Source organism: Erythrobacter sp. MTPC3, assembly GCF_042854385.1.
GTDB lineage: Bacteria > Pseudomonadota > Alphaproteobacteria > Sphingomonadales > Sphingomonadaceae > Erythrobacter.
The window spans coordinates 128,074-146,610 of sequence record NZ_BTGP01000003.1 but is presented as its reverse complement, the minus strand read 5'-3'; the positions used below and the strand labels follow the sequence as shown (position 1 = coordinate 146,610).

The window sequence follows — 18,537 nt, the reverse complement described above, 5'->3', positions numbered from 1 at the left end:
ACGCACCCACAAATCAACTGAAATCGGTTTCCCATGGATATTGCAACAACCCCGACAAACCCCGAAGGCAACCCAGAGCTCGCCGATGCGGCCCACATGCCTACCGATCCGCCCGTAATCCGGCGTGAGGATTATGCGCCCTTTCCGTGGCTCGTCCCCGAAACCGCGCTCGATTTTAAATTGGGGGCCGATAAAACGGTGGTGACATCGCGGCTGATGGTTCGCCGCAATCCTGCGTGCGAGTATGCTGGCACAGAGCTTCGGTTGAACGGTGACGGGCTTAGCGCGGCCAGCGTCAGCGTCGATGGCGCGCCGTTCAGCGATCATGCGATGGACGGGCCGGACCTCGTCATCACCCTGCCGGGCAGCTCGCACGAGGTTGAGATCGTGACCGAAATCAATCCCAGCGCGAATACCCAGCTGATGGGTCTGTATGCGTCGAACGGGATGCTTTGCACCCAGTGCGAGGCAGAGGGGTTCCGCCGGATCACGTTCTTCCCCGACCGTCCCGATGTGCTCTCGACATACCGTGTCCGCATGTCCGGCCCGAGAAGCGATTTTCCGATCCTGCTTTGCAACGGCAATCAGGAGGCATCTGGCGAAGGTGAAGACGGAACCCATTGGGCCGAGTGGCATGATCCATGGCCCAAGCCATCGTATCTCTTTGCACTGGTGGCCGGCGATCTGGTGGCCAACTCAGCGACCTTCACTACGATGAACGGCCGCGAGGTCGAGCTGAATGTCTGGGTCCGCGAAGAAGACCTTGCGCGCACCGACCATGCAATGGAGTCGCTCAAAAAATCGATGAAGTGGGACGAGGACACATTCGGGCGCGAATACGATCTTGACCTCTACAACATCGTTGCCGTCAGCGATTTCAACATGGGCGCGATGGAGAACAAGGGGCTGAATGTCTTCAACACTAAATATGTTCTCGCCGACCCGGACACCGCAACCGATGCCGATTTCGATGCGGTCGAAGGAGTCATCGCGCACGAATACTTCCACAATTGGTCCGGCAACCGGATCACCTGCCGCGACTGGTTCCAGTTATCGCTGAAAGAGGGCTTTACCGTCCTTCGAGACCAGCTGTTTTCGCAGGACATGCAGGGTGAAGCTGTGAAGCGGATCGAGGATGTGCGCATTTTGCGCGCCGCACAATTCCCCGAAGATGCAGGCCCGCTCGCCCATCCGATCCGGCCGGACAGTTACCGCGAAATTTCCAATTTCTACACCGCGACCGTCTATAACAAGGGGGCAGAGGTGATCCGCATGATGCGCAGCATGGCGGGGCCGGACGCTTTCCGTGAAGGCACTGATCTGTATTTCGACCGGCACGACGGGGAGGCCGCGACCTGCGAAGACTTCGTCACGGCAATTGAGGATGGCACCGGGCTGGAGTTGGCGCAATTCCGGCGCTGGTATCGTCAGGCAGGCACTCCACGCGTTCAGGTCAGCCAGACACTTGGCAGTGACGGCCTGGATGTGACTTTCAAGCAGACTGTGCCCGACACTCCGGGTCAGACAGACAAGGGCGCGATGCACATCCCGCTGCGCGTCGCGGTCCATTGCCGCGAAACCGGCGCTTTGGGCAATGAACAGCTGATCGAGCTGCGGCATGATGAGCAGACAATCACTTTACCTTTGGCAGGACCGGTGCCGGTTCTGTCGATCAATCGCGGCTTTACTGCCCCGGTTGTGATCGAGCGCGATCTCGAAACCGAAGATCTTGTCTTCCTCGCCGCGAAAGACGACGATCCCTTCGCCCGGTACGAGGCGCTGCAAGACCTCGCCGTGCGCCATCTTGTGGCGGCAGCGAGCTTCGAGCTGGACGAGGCTGGGCGCGCCGCTGGCAAGCTGGCCCTGCGCGATGCGTTCCGCTCGATAATCACCGATGATAGCCTTGATCATTCGATGCGCGGCGAGCTGATGATGCTGCCGAGCGAGACGTATCTGTTCGAAGCGATGGCGGGCACAGATTCGGCTGGCATTCGCAAGGCGGACCCCGGCCAGATCCATAAAGAGCGCGAGCAATTGAAAGCTGCAATCGGCGTCGGGCTGAAACGGGAGCTCGAATCGCTTTACGCGCAGGTCGCCGATATTGCCTATGACGACCCCATCGGACGCGGCGCGCGAAAGGTGAAGACGCAGATTGCGGCGCTGTTTGCGGCGAGTGATCCTGAACGCGCGGCAATTATGGCGTCGCGCCAATACGATGCCGCCGACAACATGACCGATCGTCAGGGCGCGCTGATGGTGCTGTGCGGATTGCAATCACCCTCACGCGAAGAGCGCCTTCAAGCATTTTATGACCGCTACAAAGGCAATGCGCTGGTGATCGACAAATGGTTCACCCTGCAGGCGCTGTCACTCCACCCGGATGTGATCGATCAGGTACGAGCTTTGGCGCAGCACCCCGATTTCACCATGAAGAACCCCAACCGTGTGCGCTCGCTATACATGGCGTTTGCCGGAAATCCGCAGGGCTTTCATGCCAAGGATGGCTCTGGCTACAAGATGATTGCCGACGTCATTCTCGCGCTAGACCCGATCAATCCGCAAACCGCGGCGCGTTTTGTCTCGCCGCTTGGCCGCTGGCGGAGGATCGAATCGGTTCGCGCTGGCCTGATGAAAGCGGAGCTTGAACGGATCGCGGGTGCCGATGGGCTTTCTCGTGATACATTCGAGCAGGTTTCGCGCAGCCTCGATGGCTGACGAAGCCGATTTCGATGTCGTGCGCGCTGCGGCGCTGGGCCATGTCCCGCACGGCTTTTTCGGAAGCGGCGGCGGGCGGCATCAATTCGGCTATGGCGGACCCGGCGCACCGGAGCACGTCAGGCTTAGGCGAAGGCAGGCCGCGCATAATATCGCGGCGGATGCGGAGCTTGCGGCTCCGCACCAGGTGCACTCTTGCGATGTCGTATCGGTGGATCGCCCATGGCCGGATCAGCCCGAAGGTCGTCCGGTCGCGGATGCACTGGTCACAGCGAACAGCGGTATCGCGCTGGGCATCGTGACGGCCGATTGCGCACCGGTTTTGTTTGCCGATGCCAACGCGCAGGTGATCGGGGCAGCGCATGCAGGGTGGCGCGGGGCGCATGGCGGTGTGCTCGAAAATACAGTTTTTGCGATGGAGCAACTGGGTGCACGGCGCAGCGACATTGGCGCCGCGATTGGGCCGACGATTGCACAGGAAAGCTATGAAGTGGATGCGGAATTCCGCTGCAATTTCAATGCTGAAGACGAAGCGCATTTTAATTCTGCGCCACCGCGAGAGGGGCGGGAACGCTGGCATTTCGACCTGCCCGGTTATATCAGGTCACGGCTGGAGCGCGTGGGCGTCGGCATGATTTCTTGCACCGGGCTGGATACTTTTTCGCATTCCGCGCGTTACCACTCCTATCGAAAATCCACCCAATCCGGTGAACCAAATTATGGACGCCAGATCAGCATTATTGCGCTTGGCTGACGTTACTGCACGGCCTGCTTGCGTGAAAGCGAACATGGGATGCCGAAAACACGGTTGGATTTCGCCGGTTTTGCGTCTATCTGCGCCGCGAGCCGGTAAATTAATGGGATAAGAAATGTCCCGCAAACGGCTCTGGGGAGCGAACCTGATAGATCAGTTCCCCGGATAAACGAGTTTCAACACCAATTCGTGCTGGCACTGCGCCTGTGCGGATGGACGAGCAAGGTAAGACAAAATGGCTTCAACAGGAGCAAGCACCACTGCTTCCGAAGTTTCGGCTAACGAAGAAGGCGTTCGGCGCCGCGACTGGATCCACGTTGCGGCACTCGGCACAGCCGGTGTTGGCGCTGCGGCGGTTATTCTGCCTGCGGTTTCGCAGATGGCGCCGACCGCTGACGTCCTTGCCGCTAGCACGACCGATGTTGACGTATCCAAAGTCGAAGCCGGGCAGACGATCAAGGCGGTTTTCCGCGAACAGCCGCTTTTCATCAAGCGTCTGACGCCTGAGGAAATGGCCGAAGCCGACGCGATTGACGCATCCAGCCTTCGCGATCCCGAAACGCTCGCCGATCGGACCAAAGAGGGCAGCGAAGACCTGCTAGTCACGATGGGCGTTTGCACCCACCTTGGCTGCGTGCCACTGGGCGCTGCCGAGGGAGAGAACAAAGGCGATTTCGGCGGGTATTACTGTCCGTGCCACGGATCGCATTACGACACGGCAGGCCGCATCCGCAAAGGCCCGGCGCCGACCAACCTTCAAGTTCCGGAATACGCTTTCAACGGGGATGTCATCCGTGTTGGGTGATGCCGCGTAACTTATCTGATCTATACTGATTTCACGCTGAGAACCGAGAGACCATTATGAGTTTTGCCTGGGCCAAGCAGTACGAACCGAAAAACGGCTTCACCAAATGGCTGGACGAAAAATTGCCAGTTCCGCGGCTCGTCTATGATGCCGTGGGTGCAGGTTATCCGGTTCCGCGTAACCTCAACTACATGTGGAATTTCGGTGTTCTCGCCGGTTTCTGCCTGATGCTGCAAATCGTCACGGGAGTGATCCTGGCGATGCACTATGCCTCCAATACAGAGGTTGCGTTCGGCCAGGTCGAACACATCATGCGCAACGTGAATTACGGTTGGCTGATGCGGTATGCGCACGCCAACGGCGCAAGTTTCTTCTTCATCGTCATCTACCTGCATATTTTCCGCGGTCTGTATTATTCGTCTTACAAGGCGCCGCGCGAGATGATCTGGCTCTTGGGCGTGGTCATCTTCTTGCTTATGATGGCGACCGCTTTCATGGGTTACGTGCTGCCGTGGGGCCAGATGAGCTTCTGGGGTGCGAAGGTTATCACCGGGCTGTTTGGTGCCATACCGATCATCGGCGAGCCGCTGCAGATCTGGCTGGTCGGCGGTTATGCGCCGAACGATTCAACCCTGAACCGCTTCTTCTCGCTTCACTTCCTGCTGCCATTCGTGATTGCCGGTGTGGTTATCCTCCACATCTGGGCGCTTCACATTCCGGGCTCTTCGAACCCAACCGGCGTTGAAGTGAAGAAGGAAAGCGATACCGTGCCGTTCCACCCGTATTACACGGCCAAGGATGGCTTTGGTCTGGGCGTATTCCTGATCGCATTTACGTTCATGGTGTTCTTCCTGCCGAATGCGCTTGGCCACCCTGACAACTACATCGAGGCGAACCCGCTTTCGACGCCTGCGCATATCGTTCCTGAATGGTACTTCCTGCCGTTCTACGCGATCCTGCGTGCCTTCACTGGCGATCTCACGATCCCGCTTACCGGCATTGTCATCATCGAGGCGAAGCTGCTGGGTGTTATCGCGATGTTTGGTTCGATCCTTGTCTGGTTCTTCCTGCCATGGCTCGACAAGAGCCCGGTCCGGTCCGGTCACTATCGCCCGATGTTCAAGAAGTTCTTCTGGTTCGGCCTGATCCCGACCATGATTGTTCTGACCATCTGCGGCGGTGCGCCGGCTGAGGAGCCCTATGTGATCCTGAGCCAGATCTTCACGGCCTATTACTTCCTTCACTTCCTGGTGATCCTGCCGATCATCAGCCAGATCGAAGTGCCAAAGCCGTTGCCGTTCTCTATCACAGAGGCGGTGCTGGGTTCGGACGACAAGCCGGGCGGAACCGATGGCGGCGGTGAAAACCCGCAGGCTGCGGTCAAGCCTCTGCCGGGCGGCGATCCTGCCGGTTCGCCCCAACCGGCCGAATAAACCCGCGCCGACACCACCTTTACTGACCCGATAACGAGAAAGAGTTAGGTCATGACAATCCGTCTAGCAGGCATCCTTGTTGGCCTCGGCCTTACCGCCGTGCTTCTGCTGTGGTCGCTGGTTCCCGGTGCAGTCGCACTGGTCTCCGGCCCCCCAGCCGAAAAGCCCGCCTATTACGTGTTCAAGGAAGAGCCGGTATCGCCAGCGGGCGGCTTCTCTTTTGATGGCCCTCTCGGCAAGTGGGATTACGCCCAGTTGCAGCGCGGTTATGCCGTTTACAAGCAGGTGTGTTCGGCCTGTCACGGACTGAAGTTCGTGGCCTTCCGCAACCTGCAAGAGCTCGGCTATTCCGAAGAACAGGTTCGCGCAGAGGCAGCAACCTGGAACGTACCGGGTATTGATCCCAATACGGGTGAAGCGGTTCTGCGTCCCGGTCTCCCGACCGACCAGTTTCCAAACCCCTATCCGAACAATGTTGCCGCCGCCGCTGCAAACAACAATGCGATCCCGCCTGACCTTTCGCTTATGACGAAGGCCCGGGCTGATGGTTCGAACTATGTGTATTCGCTGCTTAACGGTTATGTCGAACCCGATCCCGCAAAGCTTGCCAAGGCACAGGAAGCCGGTTTCGAAACGCCCATGGGTCTGTATTTCAACCCGTGGTTTGCAAACGTGAACCTCGCCATGCCCCCGCAGCTTTACCCTGACCTCATCACCTATGATGACGGGACAGAAGCGACGACCGCGCAAATGTCGGCCGATATCGCAGCATTTCTGACGTGGACAGCAGAGCCGAAGATGATCCAGCGCAAACAGACCGGCTGGTTTGTGATCGCATTCCTGATCTTTGCCACCGGCCTCGCATACCTGTCGTACAAACAGGTTTGGGCAGGTAAGAAGCCGAAGAAAAAATAAGCCGATCCGCACTGCAAGCGTGCTTTTTATAAATGACAGTCGCCCCATCATCCCGCCGCGGATGGTGGGGCGACTTGCTTTGCGGAACGCGGTATGTCCGTGCGGAGCAAGATTAAGGAACGACTAGCGATGCAGGCGACACTTTCACCCGATGATCTGAAAGGTCTGGTGCGAACCGTGCCGGATTTTCCGCAGCCGGGCATCCAGTTCCGCGACATAACCACGCTCATCAGCCACCCTCACGGGCTCGCATCCAGCGTTGCCCATCTTGCCGCACTCGCCCGCGCCAAGGGTGCGACCAAGATCGCCGGTATGGAGGCGCGCGGATTCATCTTTGGCGCGGCGGTTGCAGTGCAGCTCGGAATTGGCTTCGTGCTCATCAGAAAGCCGGGAAAACTGCCGATTGAAACCATCGGTGTCGATTACGCGCTAGAATACGGGACCGACCGGTTGGAGGTTGATCCCGGAGCTGTGAGTGATGGGGAGAGTGTCGTCATCGTCGATGATCTGATCGCAACGGGGGGCACGGCCGTTGCTGCGGCACAATTGCTCCGTGATGCAGGCGGACAGGTGCGCGATGCACTTTTCGTCATCGACCTGCCCGATCTCGGCGGCGCGGCGAAACTCGGCAAGGCGGGAATTGCGGTTCAGACGCTGATGCAGTTCGAAGGCGATTGAGCCTTTGCAAACCCGCCGCAGGAACGAGTGCTCCAGCAATTCATTGTATCCCATGGGTCAATCAGGAACTTAAATGGAATCGCAAGCGCTCGTAATTGCCACGATCGGCGTCCTCGGTGTGGGGGCGCAATGGGTCGCATGGCGCACAGGTTGGCCAGCCATCGTGCTGATGCTGGCCGCAGGATTTCTCGCAGGGCCAGTGGCTGGCGAGCTGGGTTTCCGCCTGCTCGACCCGGAGGCGGCGTTCGGAGACCTTCTGGAACCTGCCATCGGCATCGGTGTCGCCCTGATCCTGTTTGAAGGCGGGCTGAGCCTGGACCTTCGCGAACTTAAACATTCTGGTAAAGCGGTGTGGCGACTGGCGACCATCGGCGTGGTCATAGGCTGGGCGCTTGGTGCGCTGGCGGCTAGCCAGATCGGCGGTTTGGCTTGGCCCGTCGCCATTTTGTTCGGCGGTATCCTTATCGTAACCGGCCCTACGGTGGTGATCCCGCTGCTGCGTCAGGCGAACGTTCAGACCCGTCCCAACTCGATCCTGAAATGGGAAGGCATTGTCAACGATCCCACCGGCGCATTGTGTGCGGTGATCGCTTACGAATATTTTCGCCGTGTCGCGGAGAGCCCCAACGCCTCGCTGTTCGAAGTGGTCCCGCCGCTCATCATCGCCGCGATCCTTGCCGGATTGGTAGGATATGCCGCGGCTCGTTTTGTCACTTATGCTTTTCCGCGGGGCGCGATCCCCGAATATCTTAAAGTGCCGGTCTTGTTTATCACCGTCATTTTCGTCTTCGTTCTGACGAACAAAATCGAGCATGAAGCGGGGCTGGTTGCGGTAACCGTGATGGGCGTAACGCTCGCCAATAGCGGCTTTTCAAGCTTGCGGTCGATCCACCTGTTTAAGGAAAACGTCGCGGTTCTGCTTGTATCCGGCATCTTCATCGTGCTCGCCTCCAGCCTGACGATCAACGATCTCGCCTATCTCGATCCTTCGACCGAGGTTGGACTGCGCTTCATCCTGTTCGTGCTGGCGCTGCTGTTTATTGTGCGCCCGCTGACGGTGCTGATCAGCTTGCTCGGATCGGATGTGCCATGGAACGAGCGGCTGTTTATCGCCTGGATCGCGCCGCGCGGTATTGTGCTTGTCGCGATTTCGGGCTTGTTCGCACTGCGCCTCGCCGATCTGGGCTATAGCGACGGGCAGGTGCTTACCGCGCTCAGCTTTGCGGTGGTCGTCGCGACGGTCGTTGCGCACGGTTTCACGATCAACATCGTGGCCAAATGGCTGGATGTAAAAGGCACGTCACGGCCCGGATTGCTGATCGTTGGCTCCACACCTTGGACAATCGCGCTCGCGAAAGAGATGCAGGCGCTCAAAACGCCCGTCATGATCGTCGATCCCAGCTGGCAAAGCCTGGGTCCGGCACGCCGTGAGGGACTGCCATTTTACCACGGTGAAATCCTGAACGAGGCAACTGAGCACAACCTCGACCTGTCGCCGTATCAAGTGCTCGTCGCGGCCACCGATAACGAGGCATACAATACCCTCGTTTGTAATGAGTTCGCGCACGAAATTGGCCGCGACAGCGTCTATCAGCTGGGCGAAAGCGCAGATGGTGATGATGACAAGCATGCCCTTCCGCCAACACTGCGCGGGCGCGCGCTCTTTGAAAGCGGTTTCGGAGTGACCGATGTGCTCGAACGCCAGCAGCAGGGCTGGGTGTTCCGCAAAACGAAACTTTCAGACGAATTTGATTTTGAAAAGGCGCAGGAAAAACTGCCGGATAGCGCAAATATGCTATTGCTGGTGCGCAGCACCGGAACCTTGCGGTTTTTCACTCACGCAGCGCGGCCTGAACCGCGTGCGGGCGATACGATCATAACCTTCACCCCGCCGCAGCTGCGGACACCCGAGGAACAGGCTGCAAAACGCGCGGCAAAGGAAAGCGGACGGGCGCGCGATGAGCAATCGCAAGCCAAACCGCCCAAGCCGCAAGCGACATGAACCCGCTCACACGAGAAGACTTCGAAAACGAGGCCCCGATGAGAAAACATTCGATATTCACGACCCTCCCGATCACCGTGGCAGCCTGCGCTGCCCTTGCTGCATGCGGGGGGCGAGAGGACGCCAATTTGCCGGCAGACGACACCGTCGACACCGCTGCGACACCTTCGCCCGATGCGCCGGTGTCTATAATAAGACCGGACGTCGAACAGCCTGAAACGCCCGAAGAGCCGCTGAAAGAGCTGCGCCTGACCGTCAGTTTCCCCGATGGCGGAAGCGATTTGGACGATGCCGCAATCTCCACCCTGCAAGAGCTATTGGCCTCTGAGCAGGCCGCGCTTGGCCTGCCGATCACACTAAGAGCGCATAGCGACGCGGGCGGCCGAGACGAAGTCAATATGCGCGCATCACGCTCGCGCGGGGACAGCGTTGCAGCATGGCTGGTTGAAAACGGAATTGCCGAAGACCGGCTGGAAATTATCGCGTTCGGCGAACAGAACCCGGTTGAACCCAACGCGCTGCCTGATGGCGAACCGAACGAGGCGGGACGCGCTGCCAATCGCCGGGTGGAGATTTACGTGCCGACGCTGTCGCTGGGCGACAGCTCAGAAGACGAGCCTGAATCAGCCGAGGCCAGCGACTAATTCCAGAACTTGTTCGGCATATTCCGGGCGGCAGATAAGCAGGTCCGGCAAATAGGGATCGGCTTGGTTGTATCGCATGGGCGAACCGTCAATGCGCGAGCAATGCAGGCCATACGCCGCCGCGACAGCCACCGGCGCGCAACTATCCCATTCGTACTGACCGCCGGAATGCAGGTAGATTTCAGCCTCTCCGCGCAGGACAGCCATCGCTTTCGCACCGGCACTGCCCATGCCGACCAGTTCGCCGTCCATCGCCTCAGCAACGGCGACCGCTTCTTTCGCGGGACGGGATCGGCTGACGAGGAACCGCGGCTTTCCAGCAGGTTTCGGCAGTGCAGAAATCTCATCGGTGCGCAGCACGATCCCGCCCTCAAGGCCGGGCAGAGCAACAGCGCCTATGGTTGCAGTTCCGCCTACCGAAAGACCGACATGCACCGCCCAGTCGCCGCGCTGCTCTCCATATTCGCGTGTGCCATCAACCGGATCGACGATCCAGACGCGCTCGATATCGCAGCGGGCGGTGTCGTCCTTTTCCTCTTCAGACAGCAATGCGTCATCGGGCCGCGCCGCGCGCAGGGCGTGACACAGGAATTCATTCGCGGTCGCATCGCCCGCTTTTCCCAAAGCTTTGCCTTCGAACATGCCGCTTTCGCGCACATCCAGCAGAATGCGACCGGCAATCTCCGCAAGGTGCGCGGCTAGCTGCGCGTCGGTCATCTCAGCTGGTGTCATGTCGGCGAGCCTTACTTGAGCGGCAGGATCTGTTTGATGATGTAATCGGCGCCTTCAACCGGTGTCATATCGACCGTGTTCACCCGAATTTCGGGCTGTTCCGGCGGTTCGTATGGACTGTCGATTCCGGTAAAGTTCTTCAGCTCTCCTGCACGGGCTTTTTTGTACAGACCCTTCACATCGCGCTGCTCTGCAACCTCCAGCGGGGTGTCCACAAACACCTCGATGAACTCGCCATCGGGCAACATGTCGCGCACCATCCTGCGTTCCGCGCGGAACGGCGAGATGAAGGCGGTGAGCACGATCAGGCCGGCATCCGCCATCAGTTTCGCGACCTCGCCAATGCGCCGGATATTCTCGATCCGGTCGGTTTCGGTAAAGCCCAGATCTTTATTCAGACCGTGGCGAACATTGTCCCCGTCGAGCAGGAAGGTGTGGCGGTTCATGATCGCGAGCTGCTTTTCAACCTCGTTGGCAATGGTTGATTTGCCCGAGCCGGATAGACCGGTGAACCACAGCACACGCGGTTTCTGGTTCTTCATCCCGGCATGGTCTTCGCGGGAAACCGTGGTCGGCTGCCAATGGACGTTTTGCGCGCGGCGAAGGCTGAAATCGATCATCCCGGCGCCGATGGTGGCGTTGGTGAATTTGTCGACAAGGATGAAACCGCCCATCTGGCGGCTTGTTTCGTACGGTTCGAAGGTGATCGGCCGGTCGGTCGAGAATTCGGCGACGCCAATCGAGTTCAGCTCCAGCGTCTTGGCCGCCAGATGTTCAAGCGAATTGACATCGATTTCATACTTCGGCGGCTGGATAGTCGCTGTCACCATCTGGCTGCCGATTTTGAGCCAGTATCCGCGGCCCGGTTTCAGCGCCTCTTCATCCATCCAGACTAATTTCGCGCTAAACTGGTCGGAAGCTTCAGGTGGATTGTCTGCGGCCGCGATCACGTCGCCGCGGCTGCAATCGACCTCGTCTTCGAGGGTGAGTGTGACCGATTGACCGGCAACCGCTTCTTCCAGATCGCCGTCGAAGGTGGTGATCGAGCGAATTTTGCTGGTCTTTCCGGCGGGCACGATGCGCACCGCATCTCCGGGACGGATAGTACCACCCGCGATCAAACCAGCAAACCCGCGAAAATCGAGATTGGGACGATTGACCCACTGGACCGGCATACGGAAAGACCGTTCCTGCGCGGCGGTGTTGGCAAGCTCGACCGTTTCGAGATGCTCGATCAGCGCCTGCCCGTTATACCATGGGGTGTTCGGCGACGGGGACACGGTGATATTGTCGCCCTTGAACCCGGAAATCGGGATCGGGGTAAACGCCTCGATACCGACCTCTTTCGCAAAAGAGGTGTAATCGGCGACAATCGCGTCGAACGCGGCCTGATCGTAATCAACCAGGTCCATCTTGTTCACCGCCAGCACCAGATGCTTGATCCCCAGCAGATGCACCAGGAAACTGTGCCGCCGTGTCTGCTGCAGGATACCCTTGCGCGCATCGACCAGAATGACAGCAAGATCGGCGGTCGAGGCGCCAGTGACCATATTGCGGGTGTATTGTTCGTGGCCGGGCGTGTCCGCGACAATGAATTTGCGCTTTTCGGTCGTGAAAAACCGGTAGGCTACGTCGATGGTGATGCCCTGTTCGCGCTCTGCGGCGAGGCCATCGACCAGCAGTGCGAAATCAATCTCGTCGCCCTGTGTGCCGTGTTTCGCGCTGTCGCTTTCCAGCGCGGTCAGCTGATCTTCAAAGATCATTTTCGAATCGTAAAGCAACCGCCCGATCAGCGTCGATTTGCCATCATCCACACTGCCGCACGTGATGAACCGCAGCAGACTTTTGTGCTGGTGCTGGTCCAGATAGGCGTCGATGTCCTCAGCGATCAGCGCATCGGTTTTGAAGCTGGAATCCTGAATGGTCATCAGAAATACCCCTCCTGCTTCTTGTCTTCCATGCTGGCCGACTGCCCTTTATCGATGGCGCGCCCCTGCCGCTCTGACCCGGTGGCCAGCAGCATTTCCTGAATGATCTTATTCATATCGGTTGCATCGCTTTCCGTCGCGCCGGTCAGCGGATAACAGCCAAGCGTGCGGAAACGGACGGAGCGTTCAACCGGCTCCTCGCCGTCTTCAAGGCGGAACCGGTCATCATCAACCACGAGAAGCAGCCCGTCGCGCTCAACCGTCGGGCGTTTTTCCGACAGGTAAAGCGGCACGATGTCGATGTTTTCCAGCGCGATGTACTGCCAGATATCCAGCTCGGTCCAGTTGGAGATCGGGAAGACGCGGATGCTTTCGCCCTTGTTCTTTTTCGCGTTGTAAAGGTTCCAAAGCTCGGGGCGCTGGTTCTTCGGATCCCAGCGGTGCGAGGCTGTGCGGAAAGAGAATACGCGCTCCTTCGCGCGCGCCTTTTCCTCGTCACGGCGGCCCCCACCAAATGCTGCGTCGAACCCGTTTTCGGTAAGTGCACGTTTCAGCGGATCGGTAAGCTGCGCCTGGCTGTAAAGCGCGCTGCCAGTGTCGAACGGGTTGATACCCTGCGCCTCTGCTTCATCATTCTGCGCAACGATCAGCTCCAGCCCGTATTCGCGCACCGTTTTGTCCCGGTGTTCAAGCAGTGCCTGAAAATCCCAACCGCTCGCAACATGCAGCATCGGGAATGGCGGGGGCGAGGGATAGAACGCCTTTCGCGCAAGGTGCAGCATAACCGACGAATCCTTGCCGACCGAATACAGCATAACCGGGTTTTCAGCCTCGGCCACGACTTCGCGGAAAATATGAATACTCTCGGCTTCTAGCCGTTCGAGATGGGTCAGTGTGCGCATGCAGCATCAGCTAAAGGGCTGCCCGCACAAAACAAGCGTAGAAATAGTTGCAGCTATCAAAGAGATGCATATTGCCGCGCCGACTAGCCGAAGGGGGTATGCGCGCAAATCCGGGCTTGCCAAGACCGGCAAATCCGAGCGTTGCAGATGGGAAGGAATGGAGCGGGTAAGGGGAATCGAACCCCTCTAGCTAGCTTGGAAGGCTAGAGCATTACCACTATGCTATACCCGCTCACGACGGTAGTTCCCACCGGGCGCTGGCCCCTTGCCACTTTTAGGGCCGCCGCGTCAACATACAGGTGGCCTGTGACGCCGCTTCCACCGCCATGTTGTCAATAAGCCGCGTCGTTCCGATGCGGGCTGCGACGAGCAATCTGGCGGGTCTTTGTTCCAGTGCCGATAGCGGGGCAAGAGATGCCGCATCGACGAGGCTCGCATAATCTACAGATGAAAAACCTGCGCCCAGCAGGGCATCCTCCAGTGCGCCCAGCGTCGGCGTTACGTCCTGCCCATCCTCGATCCGGGCAATTGCCTCCTGCATCTCGCGCGGGAGCGTGGCGGCGGCGTTGCGATGTTCTGCCGACAGATACCGGTTGCGGCTGGACATGGCGAGGCCGTCCTCCTCGCGCACGGTAGGCACGCCGATGATAGAATGGACATGCGGAAACGATAAATCGAGGTCGCGGGCCATGGTGCGGATCACGGCGAGCTGCTGGTAATCTTTCTCTCCAAAAAATGCATGGGTCGGTCGGACCTGATTGAACAGTTTGCAGACCACCGTTGCCACGCCGTCGAAATGCCCCGGACGCGACGCCCCGCACAGCCCTTTGCTAACTCCGGCAACGGATATGCTGGTGGCAAAGCCATCCGGGTACATGACCTGCACATCGGGTGCCCACAGCAGGGCGCAGCCTTCACGCGCCAGCATCGCTGCGTCTTCCTCCATCTGGCGGGGATAGGCGTCGAGATCTTCGTTCGGTCCGAACTGCGTGGGATTGACGAAGATGGACGCGGCGACATGATCGCAAACCTCGCGGGCCCGGCGGACAAGGGTCAGGTGCCCTTCATGCAAAGCGCCCATCGTGGGCACCAGTGCAACGGTGTCGCCGCCGCTGCGCAGCTTGTCGACGCCTGTTCTCAACACATCGAGCGTGTTTGCGATTTGCACCTGTTGTCCTCCCCCGGTAAGTTCTAGGGCAATAGTAGACGGTCGCAGTCCACACTCAAACCTTGTCCGCACCGCGGCTTGGGCAAAAGTTTTCGGTCTCGCTGTCAACGGCCACCTTCAGGAACGCTCCCTTAGCCATGACCGAACGCACAAGCCCCCCTAATTCCGCAGATACCTCCGCGAAATCCACCCCCAAACCCGCCCACCGCATCGTCTTCGCAAACGAGAAAGGCGGGACAGGCAAATCCACGACCGCGGTTCATATCGCCGTGGCGCTCTCATATCTCGGTGCGCGCGTGACCGCGCTGGACCTCGATCCGCGCCAGCGCACCACGCATCGCTATATCGAAAACCGCCTCGGCACGCTTGAGCGGCGCAAGATCACGCTGCCCACACCCGGCTGCGAGGTTTTTCGCGGAGAGACGGCGCAGGAATTGCTGAGCACGATGGACCGTCTGGAGCGGACCTGTGATTTCCTCGTCATCGACAATCCGGGCCGCGACGATCCGCTGGCGCGACTGGCGGCGGAAAATGCCGATACTTTGGTCACGCCGATGAACGACAGCTTCGTCGATTTCGACCTTATCGGGCAAGTCGATTCCGATACATTCAAGGTGAAGAAACTGTCCTTCTTCGCCGAATTGATCTGGGAGGCGCGCCTTAAACGCAGTCGGGCCACAGCAGAAGGCAACCGTCCTGAGATGGATTGGATCGTGGTGCGCAATCGCACCGGCCATACCGAGGCGCGCAACATGGTCCGGATCGAGCAGGCGCTCGCTGAAATGTCGAAACGCGTCGGTTTTCGCGTGTCGCACGGCCTTTCAGAGCGCGTGATTTACCGCGAGCTGTTTCCTTCTGGTCTGACATTGCTCGACAAGGGGCATCTGGGTGAGCTTGGCACAAGCCATCTGGTCGCGCGGCAGGAATTGCGCGCTTTGCTGAAAGCGCTGAATCTTCCCGAATTCTCTCGCAGCCAAAAGCGTTTAGAGCTAGCGTAAGCAGTATGCTTCGCATTGCGATAATCCTCCTGATCCTCATAGTTTTGTTCCGATGGGCGTTCGGGCAATGGCCCTGGCAATCCATGCAGGGCACGCCTTCTCGATCCCAGCGCATTTCACGCGCGCGGCAATTGCTTCGGGTGGAGAAAGGCGCCAGCCGCGAGGATGTGCTGGCCGCTCACAAAAAGCTTTTGGCAAAGGTTCACCCTGACAAGGGCGGCACCAATGCCGACGTGCATGAAGCGAATGACGCGCGTGACCTGCTGCTGGAGGATCTGCCGCCACCAACTGCAGATATCGAGCGTGACGATCCGTCATAAGCGCGTAGCACTTCGCCCCTTATGACCCTGACCAACAACAGGAACCATCATTATGACGCACACATTCGATCCCACGGTCCTTCGCGAATATGACATTCGCGGCATTATCGGTGAAACGCTGGGGCCGGACGATGCGCGCGCCATTGGCCGCAGTTTTGGCACGCTGTTGATCCGTGAGAGCGATGAAGGGCTGACCAGTCCGACTGTCGCGGTGGGTTATGACGGGCGCGTCAGTTCCCCCATGCTCGAACATGCGCTGGTCGAAGGGCTTACCGCCAGCGGCTGCAATGTCGTGAAAATCGGCATGGGGGCGACCCCGATGCTGTATTACGCAGAAGCATCAAGCGAAGAGGTGCATGGCGGCATTCAGATAACTGGCAGCCACAATCCCCCCAATTACAATGGCTTCAAAATGGTATTTCAGGGGCGTCCGTTCTTCGGCGCCGACATCCAGAAGCTCGGCGAAATCTCCGCTGTCGGGGATTGGAACGACGGTGCCGGAGACGTTTCCAGCCGCGACATCCTGAGCGAGTATGTCGAGCGTATGCTCGAAGGACTGGCAGGGATCGACAGAGCCTCTTTGGAAGGGGTCAAGGTCGGCTGGGACGCCGGAAACGGCGCCGCTGGTCCCGCGCTGGAAGCTCTTGCCGCGAAGCTCCCCGGGGAGCACCATCTTCTGTTTACCGAAGTCGACGGACATTTTCCCAATCACCATCCTGATCCAACTGTTGAGGCAAACCTGGCCGATCTGCGGGAGCTGGTCGCGTCCAAGAACCTCGATTTTGGAGTGGCTTTTGATGGTGATGGCGACCGAATCGGCGCGATCGATGGTGAGGGCCGGGTCATCTGGGGCGACCAATTGCTCATGATCTATGCCGAGGACGTGCTCAAAACCCACCAGAACGCGACGATTATCGCCGATGTGAAGGCCAGCCGCGCGCTGTTTGATTCCATCGCAGCCAACGGCGGAAAGCCGCTGATGTGGAAGACCGGCCATTCACTGATTAAGTCCAAAATGAAGGAAACAGGTTCACCGCTGGCCGGCGAAATGAGCGGGCATGTGTTCTTTGCCGACACATATTACGGGTTTGACGACGCGCTTTACGCAGGGATTCGTCTGCTCGCGGCATCGGCGCGGCTGGGTAAATCGGTGACTGAGCTTCGCACTGCCATGCCCGACATGCTCAATACGCCGGAAATGCGGTTTCAGGTCGACGAGGCGCGCAAGTTCCCGGCGATTGCCGAGATCAGCGAGCGGCTCACCACCAATCCTGGACCGCAAGTCGAAGAAGTGAACGCCACCGACGGCGTGCGGGTCAACACCGCCGATGGCTGGTGGCTGCTGCGCGCCTCGAACACGCAGGACGTGCTGGTAGCGCGCGCCGAGAGCGACACCGAGGAAGGACTGGAGCGGCTAATGGGCCAGATCGATGAGCAACTCGCGCTATCGGGTTTGGAGCGCGGCGAAAGCATGGGACACTGAACCGATTTTGGGCTGGCGATTCGCGCAAGGAAACCCAGCATTCCAGGCTTGGCCGGAAAATAGAACGGCGTTATCCCGCTGGTAATTTTCGGGGCGTTAGACACTCCACACATGTGTTCAACAGAGGGAAATCGATGACTGTAAGGACAATGCTCTCGCCTCCGGCACTTTTTGCAGCAGCTGCATTCGCACTGACCCCCGTCGCGGCATCGGCGCAAGACGAGCCGGAGGTCGAAGAAGCCTTCGAATTCCCGACTGAAGAAGAGGAGGCAATGGCCACTCTGGAACGCGAAATGGACGAGAGTTTTGCGATCTTCGGTGAGATATTCAAGGCCGAGCCGCTGACGGCAGAGCAGGAAGCGTTGATGCCGCTTGCAAGCGAGATGGTCGACAAGATCATGCCGGTCGGGACATTTGGCATCGCGATGCAGGATTCGATGGAGCCAATGATGGCTGCCATGATGGGGGCGGTGTCGGGCAATCCGCGCTTACGCATTTCAAGCATCACGGGCGTCGACGCCGATGAACTCGAAGCATTGGATGACGATCAGGCGCAGGAGGTGCTCGATATCTTCGATCCAGCGTTTGAGGCGCGCACCAACAAGATGAGTGAAATACTCATTGAGATGGTGGGCGGCCTGTTTAATGCGATTGAGCCTGCATATCGCGATGCGTATGCCCGCGCGCTCACGACCAAATTCGGCGCAGATGAAATGACCGAACTGCTCGCTTTTTTTGAAAAGCCGGTCGGAGAGAAATTCGCGCAGCAAAGCTTTCTGGTTCAATACGACCCGCAGATGCTGGGCGTGATGGAGCAGATGGGTCCGGCCATGATGGAGGTCATGCCGGGTATGATGGAAAGCTTTAAGACGCTGGATGAGCAATTGGCAGAGGCCCGCTCTTTCGGCGATCTCAGCGCCAATGAACGGGCCCGCGCCGCGCGGCTGATCGGCAAGGGTGAAGCTGAACTCGACGCCTTGCAGCCGCCCGAAGAGGAAGTGGTCGAAGAGGATGCTGGGGACTTCTTTTAACGCTGCCTCACATTAGGCGGAACGCGCGC

Annotated in this window: 16 protein-coding genes and 1 tRNA gene; 12 read left to right on the top strand and 5 right to left on the bottom strand. The window is 59.0% G+C overall.

What is annotated here, in order from left to right; all coding sequences use genetic code 11:
• The first annotated feature begins 33 nt into the window (after window positions 1–33).
• From pepN to ACGHU1_RS05330, 8 genes are all read left to right on the top strand, one after another.
• A complete protein-coding gene (gene pepN / locus ACGHU1_RS05365) occupies window positions 34–2,715 on the top strand; it encodes an aminopeptidase N (RefSeq protein ID WP_390584256.1) in 2,682 nt (893 codons plus the stop codon).
• Complete coding sequence (gene pgeF, locus ACGHU1_RS05360; RefSeq protein ID WP_390584254.1) at window positions 2,708–3,469, top strand: peptidoglycan editing factor PgeF; 762 nt, start codon at window positions 2,708–2,710, stop codon at window positions 3,467–3,469. Before pepN ends, pgeF begins: the two co-directional genes overlap by 8 nt.
• 235 nt (window positions 3,470–3,704) lie before the next feature.
• Complete coding sequence (petA, locus tag ACGHU1_RS05355; RefSeq protein ID WP_390584252.1) at window positions 3,705–4,274, top strand: ubiquinol-cytochrome c reductase iron-sulfur subunit; 570 nt, start codon at window positions 3,705–3,707, stop codon at window positions 4,272–4,274.
• A 56-nt stretch (window positions 4,275–4,330) separates the two neighbouring features.
• Window positions 4,331–5,707, top strand: coding sequence for a cytochrome bc complex cytochrome b subunit (locus tag ACGHU1_RS05350; RefSeq protein ID WP_390584250.1), 1,377 nt, complete (start codon window positions 4,331–4,333; stop codon window positions 5,705–5,707).
• A gap of 51 nt (window positions 5,708–5,758) precedes the next feature.
• Complete coding sequence (locus ACGHU1_RS05345; RefSeq protein WP_390584248.1) at window positions 5,759–6,622, top strand: cytochrome c1; 864 nt, start codon at window positions 5,759–5,761, stop codon at window positions 6,620–6,622.
• 129 nt (window positions 6,623–6,751) lie between these two features.
• Window positions 6,752–7,300: an adenine phosphoribosyltransferase gene (locus ACGHU1_RS05340; RefSeq protein WP_390584246.1), complete on the top strand. Its 549-nt coding sequence runs from the start codon at window positions 6,752–6,754 to the stop codon at window positions 7,298–7,300.
• A gap of 73 nt (window positions 7,301–7,373) precedes the next feature.
• On the top strand, window positions 7,374–9,302 hold the full coding sequence (locus tag ACGHU1_RS05335; RefSeq protein ID WP_390584244.1) for a cation:proton antiporter: 1,929 nt from the start codon (window positions 7,374–7,376) through the stop codon (window positions 9,300–9,302).
• A 38-nt stretch (window positions 9,303–9,340) separates the two neighbouring features.
• Complete coding sequence (locus ACGHU1_RS05330; RefSeq protein WP_390584242.1) at window positions 9,341–9,946, top strand: OmpA family protein; 606 nt, start codon at window positions 9,341–9,343, stop codon at window positions 9,944–9,946.
• Here the strand turns inward: ACGHU1_RS05330 and ACGHU1_RS05325 are convergent.
• The 5 genes from ACGHU1_RS05325 to panC all read right to left on the bottom strand — a co-directional run bounded on the left by ACGHU1_RS05325 (window position 9,926) and on the right by panC (window position 14,676).
• The gene (locus ACGHU1_RS05325; RefSeq protein ID WP_390584240.1) at window positions 9,926–10,678 is read right to left on the bottom strand and encodes a 3'(2'),5'-bisphosphate nucleotidase CysQ; all 753 of its coding nucleotides are present in this window, start codon (window positions 10,676–10,678) and stop codon (window positions 9,926–9,928) included. The genes ACGHU1_RS05330 and ACGHU1_RS05325 overlap by 21 nt on opposite strands.
• Before the next feature lie 11 nt (window positions 10,679–10,689).
• Complete coding sequence (gene cysN, locus ACGHU1_RS05320; protein WP_390584237.1) at window positions 10,690–12,606, bottom strand: sulfate adenylyltransferase subunit CysN; 1,917 nt, start codon at window positions 12,604–12,606, stop codon at window positions 10,690–10,692.
• Entirely contained in the window at window positions 12,606–13,508 is a 903-nt protein-coding gene (gene cysD, locus ACGHU1_RS05315; protein WP_390584234.1) for a sulfate adenylyltransferase subunit CysD, read from the bottom strand. The genes cysN and cysD overlap by 1 nt, the downstream gene beginning before the upstream one ends.
• A 158-nt stretch (window positions 13,509–13,666) precedes the next feature.
• Window positions 13,667–13,740, bottom strand: a tRNA-Gly gene (locus tag ACGHU1_RS05310).
• Window positions 13,741–13,782: 42 nt separating this feature from the next.
• The gene (panC, locus tag ACGHU1_RS05305; RefSeq protein ID WP_390584231.1) at window positions 13,783–14,676 is read right to left on the bottom strand and encodes a pantoate--beta-alanine ligase; all 894 of its coding nucleotides are present in this window, start codon (window positions 14,674–14,676) and stop codon (window positions 13,783–13,785) included.
• A gap of 137 nt (window positions 14,677–14,813) precedes the next feature.
• Here panC and ACGHU1_RS05300 point away from each other — a divergent pair, with 137 nt between their 5' ends.
• The 4 genes from ACGHU1_RS05300 to ACGHU1_RS05285 all read left to right on the top strand — a co-directional run bounded on the left by ACGHU1_RS05300 (window position 14,814) and on the right by ACGHU1_RS05285 (window position 18,508).
• Entirely contained in the window at window positions 14,814–15,674 is an 861-nt protein-coding gene (locus ACGHU1_RS05300; RefSeq protein WP_390584229.1) for a division plane positioning ATPase MipZ, read from the top strand.
• Window positions 15,675–15,679: 5 nt separating this feature from the next.
• Window positions 15,680–15,994, top strand: a complete 315-nt coding sequence (locus tag ACGHU1_RS05295; RefSeq protein WP_390584226.1) for a molecular chaperone DnaJ — start codon at window positions 15,680–15,682, stop codon at window positions 15,992–15,994.
• 52 nt (window positions 15,995–16,046) lie between these two features.
• Window positions 16,047–17,477: a phosphoglucomutase/phosphomannomutase PgmG gene (gene pgmG / locus ACGHU1_RS05290; protein ID WP_390584224.1), complete on the top strand. Its 1,431-nt coding sequence runs from the start codon at window positions 16,047–16,049 to the stop codon at window positions 17,475–17,477.
• Window positions 17,478–17,611: 134 nt separating this feature from the next.
• Entirely contained in the window at window positions 17,612–18,508 is an 897-nt protein-coding gene (locus ACGHU1_RS05285) for a DUF2059 domain-containing protein (protein ID WP_390584222.1), read from the top strand.
• Window positions 18,509–18,537 lie beyond the last annotated feature (29 nt).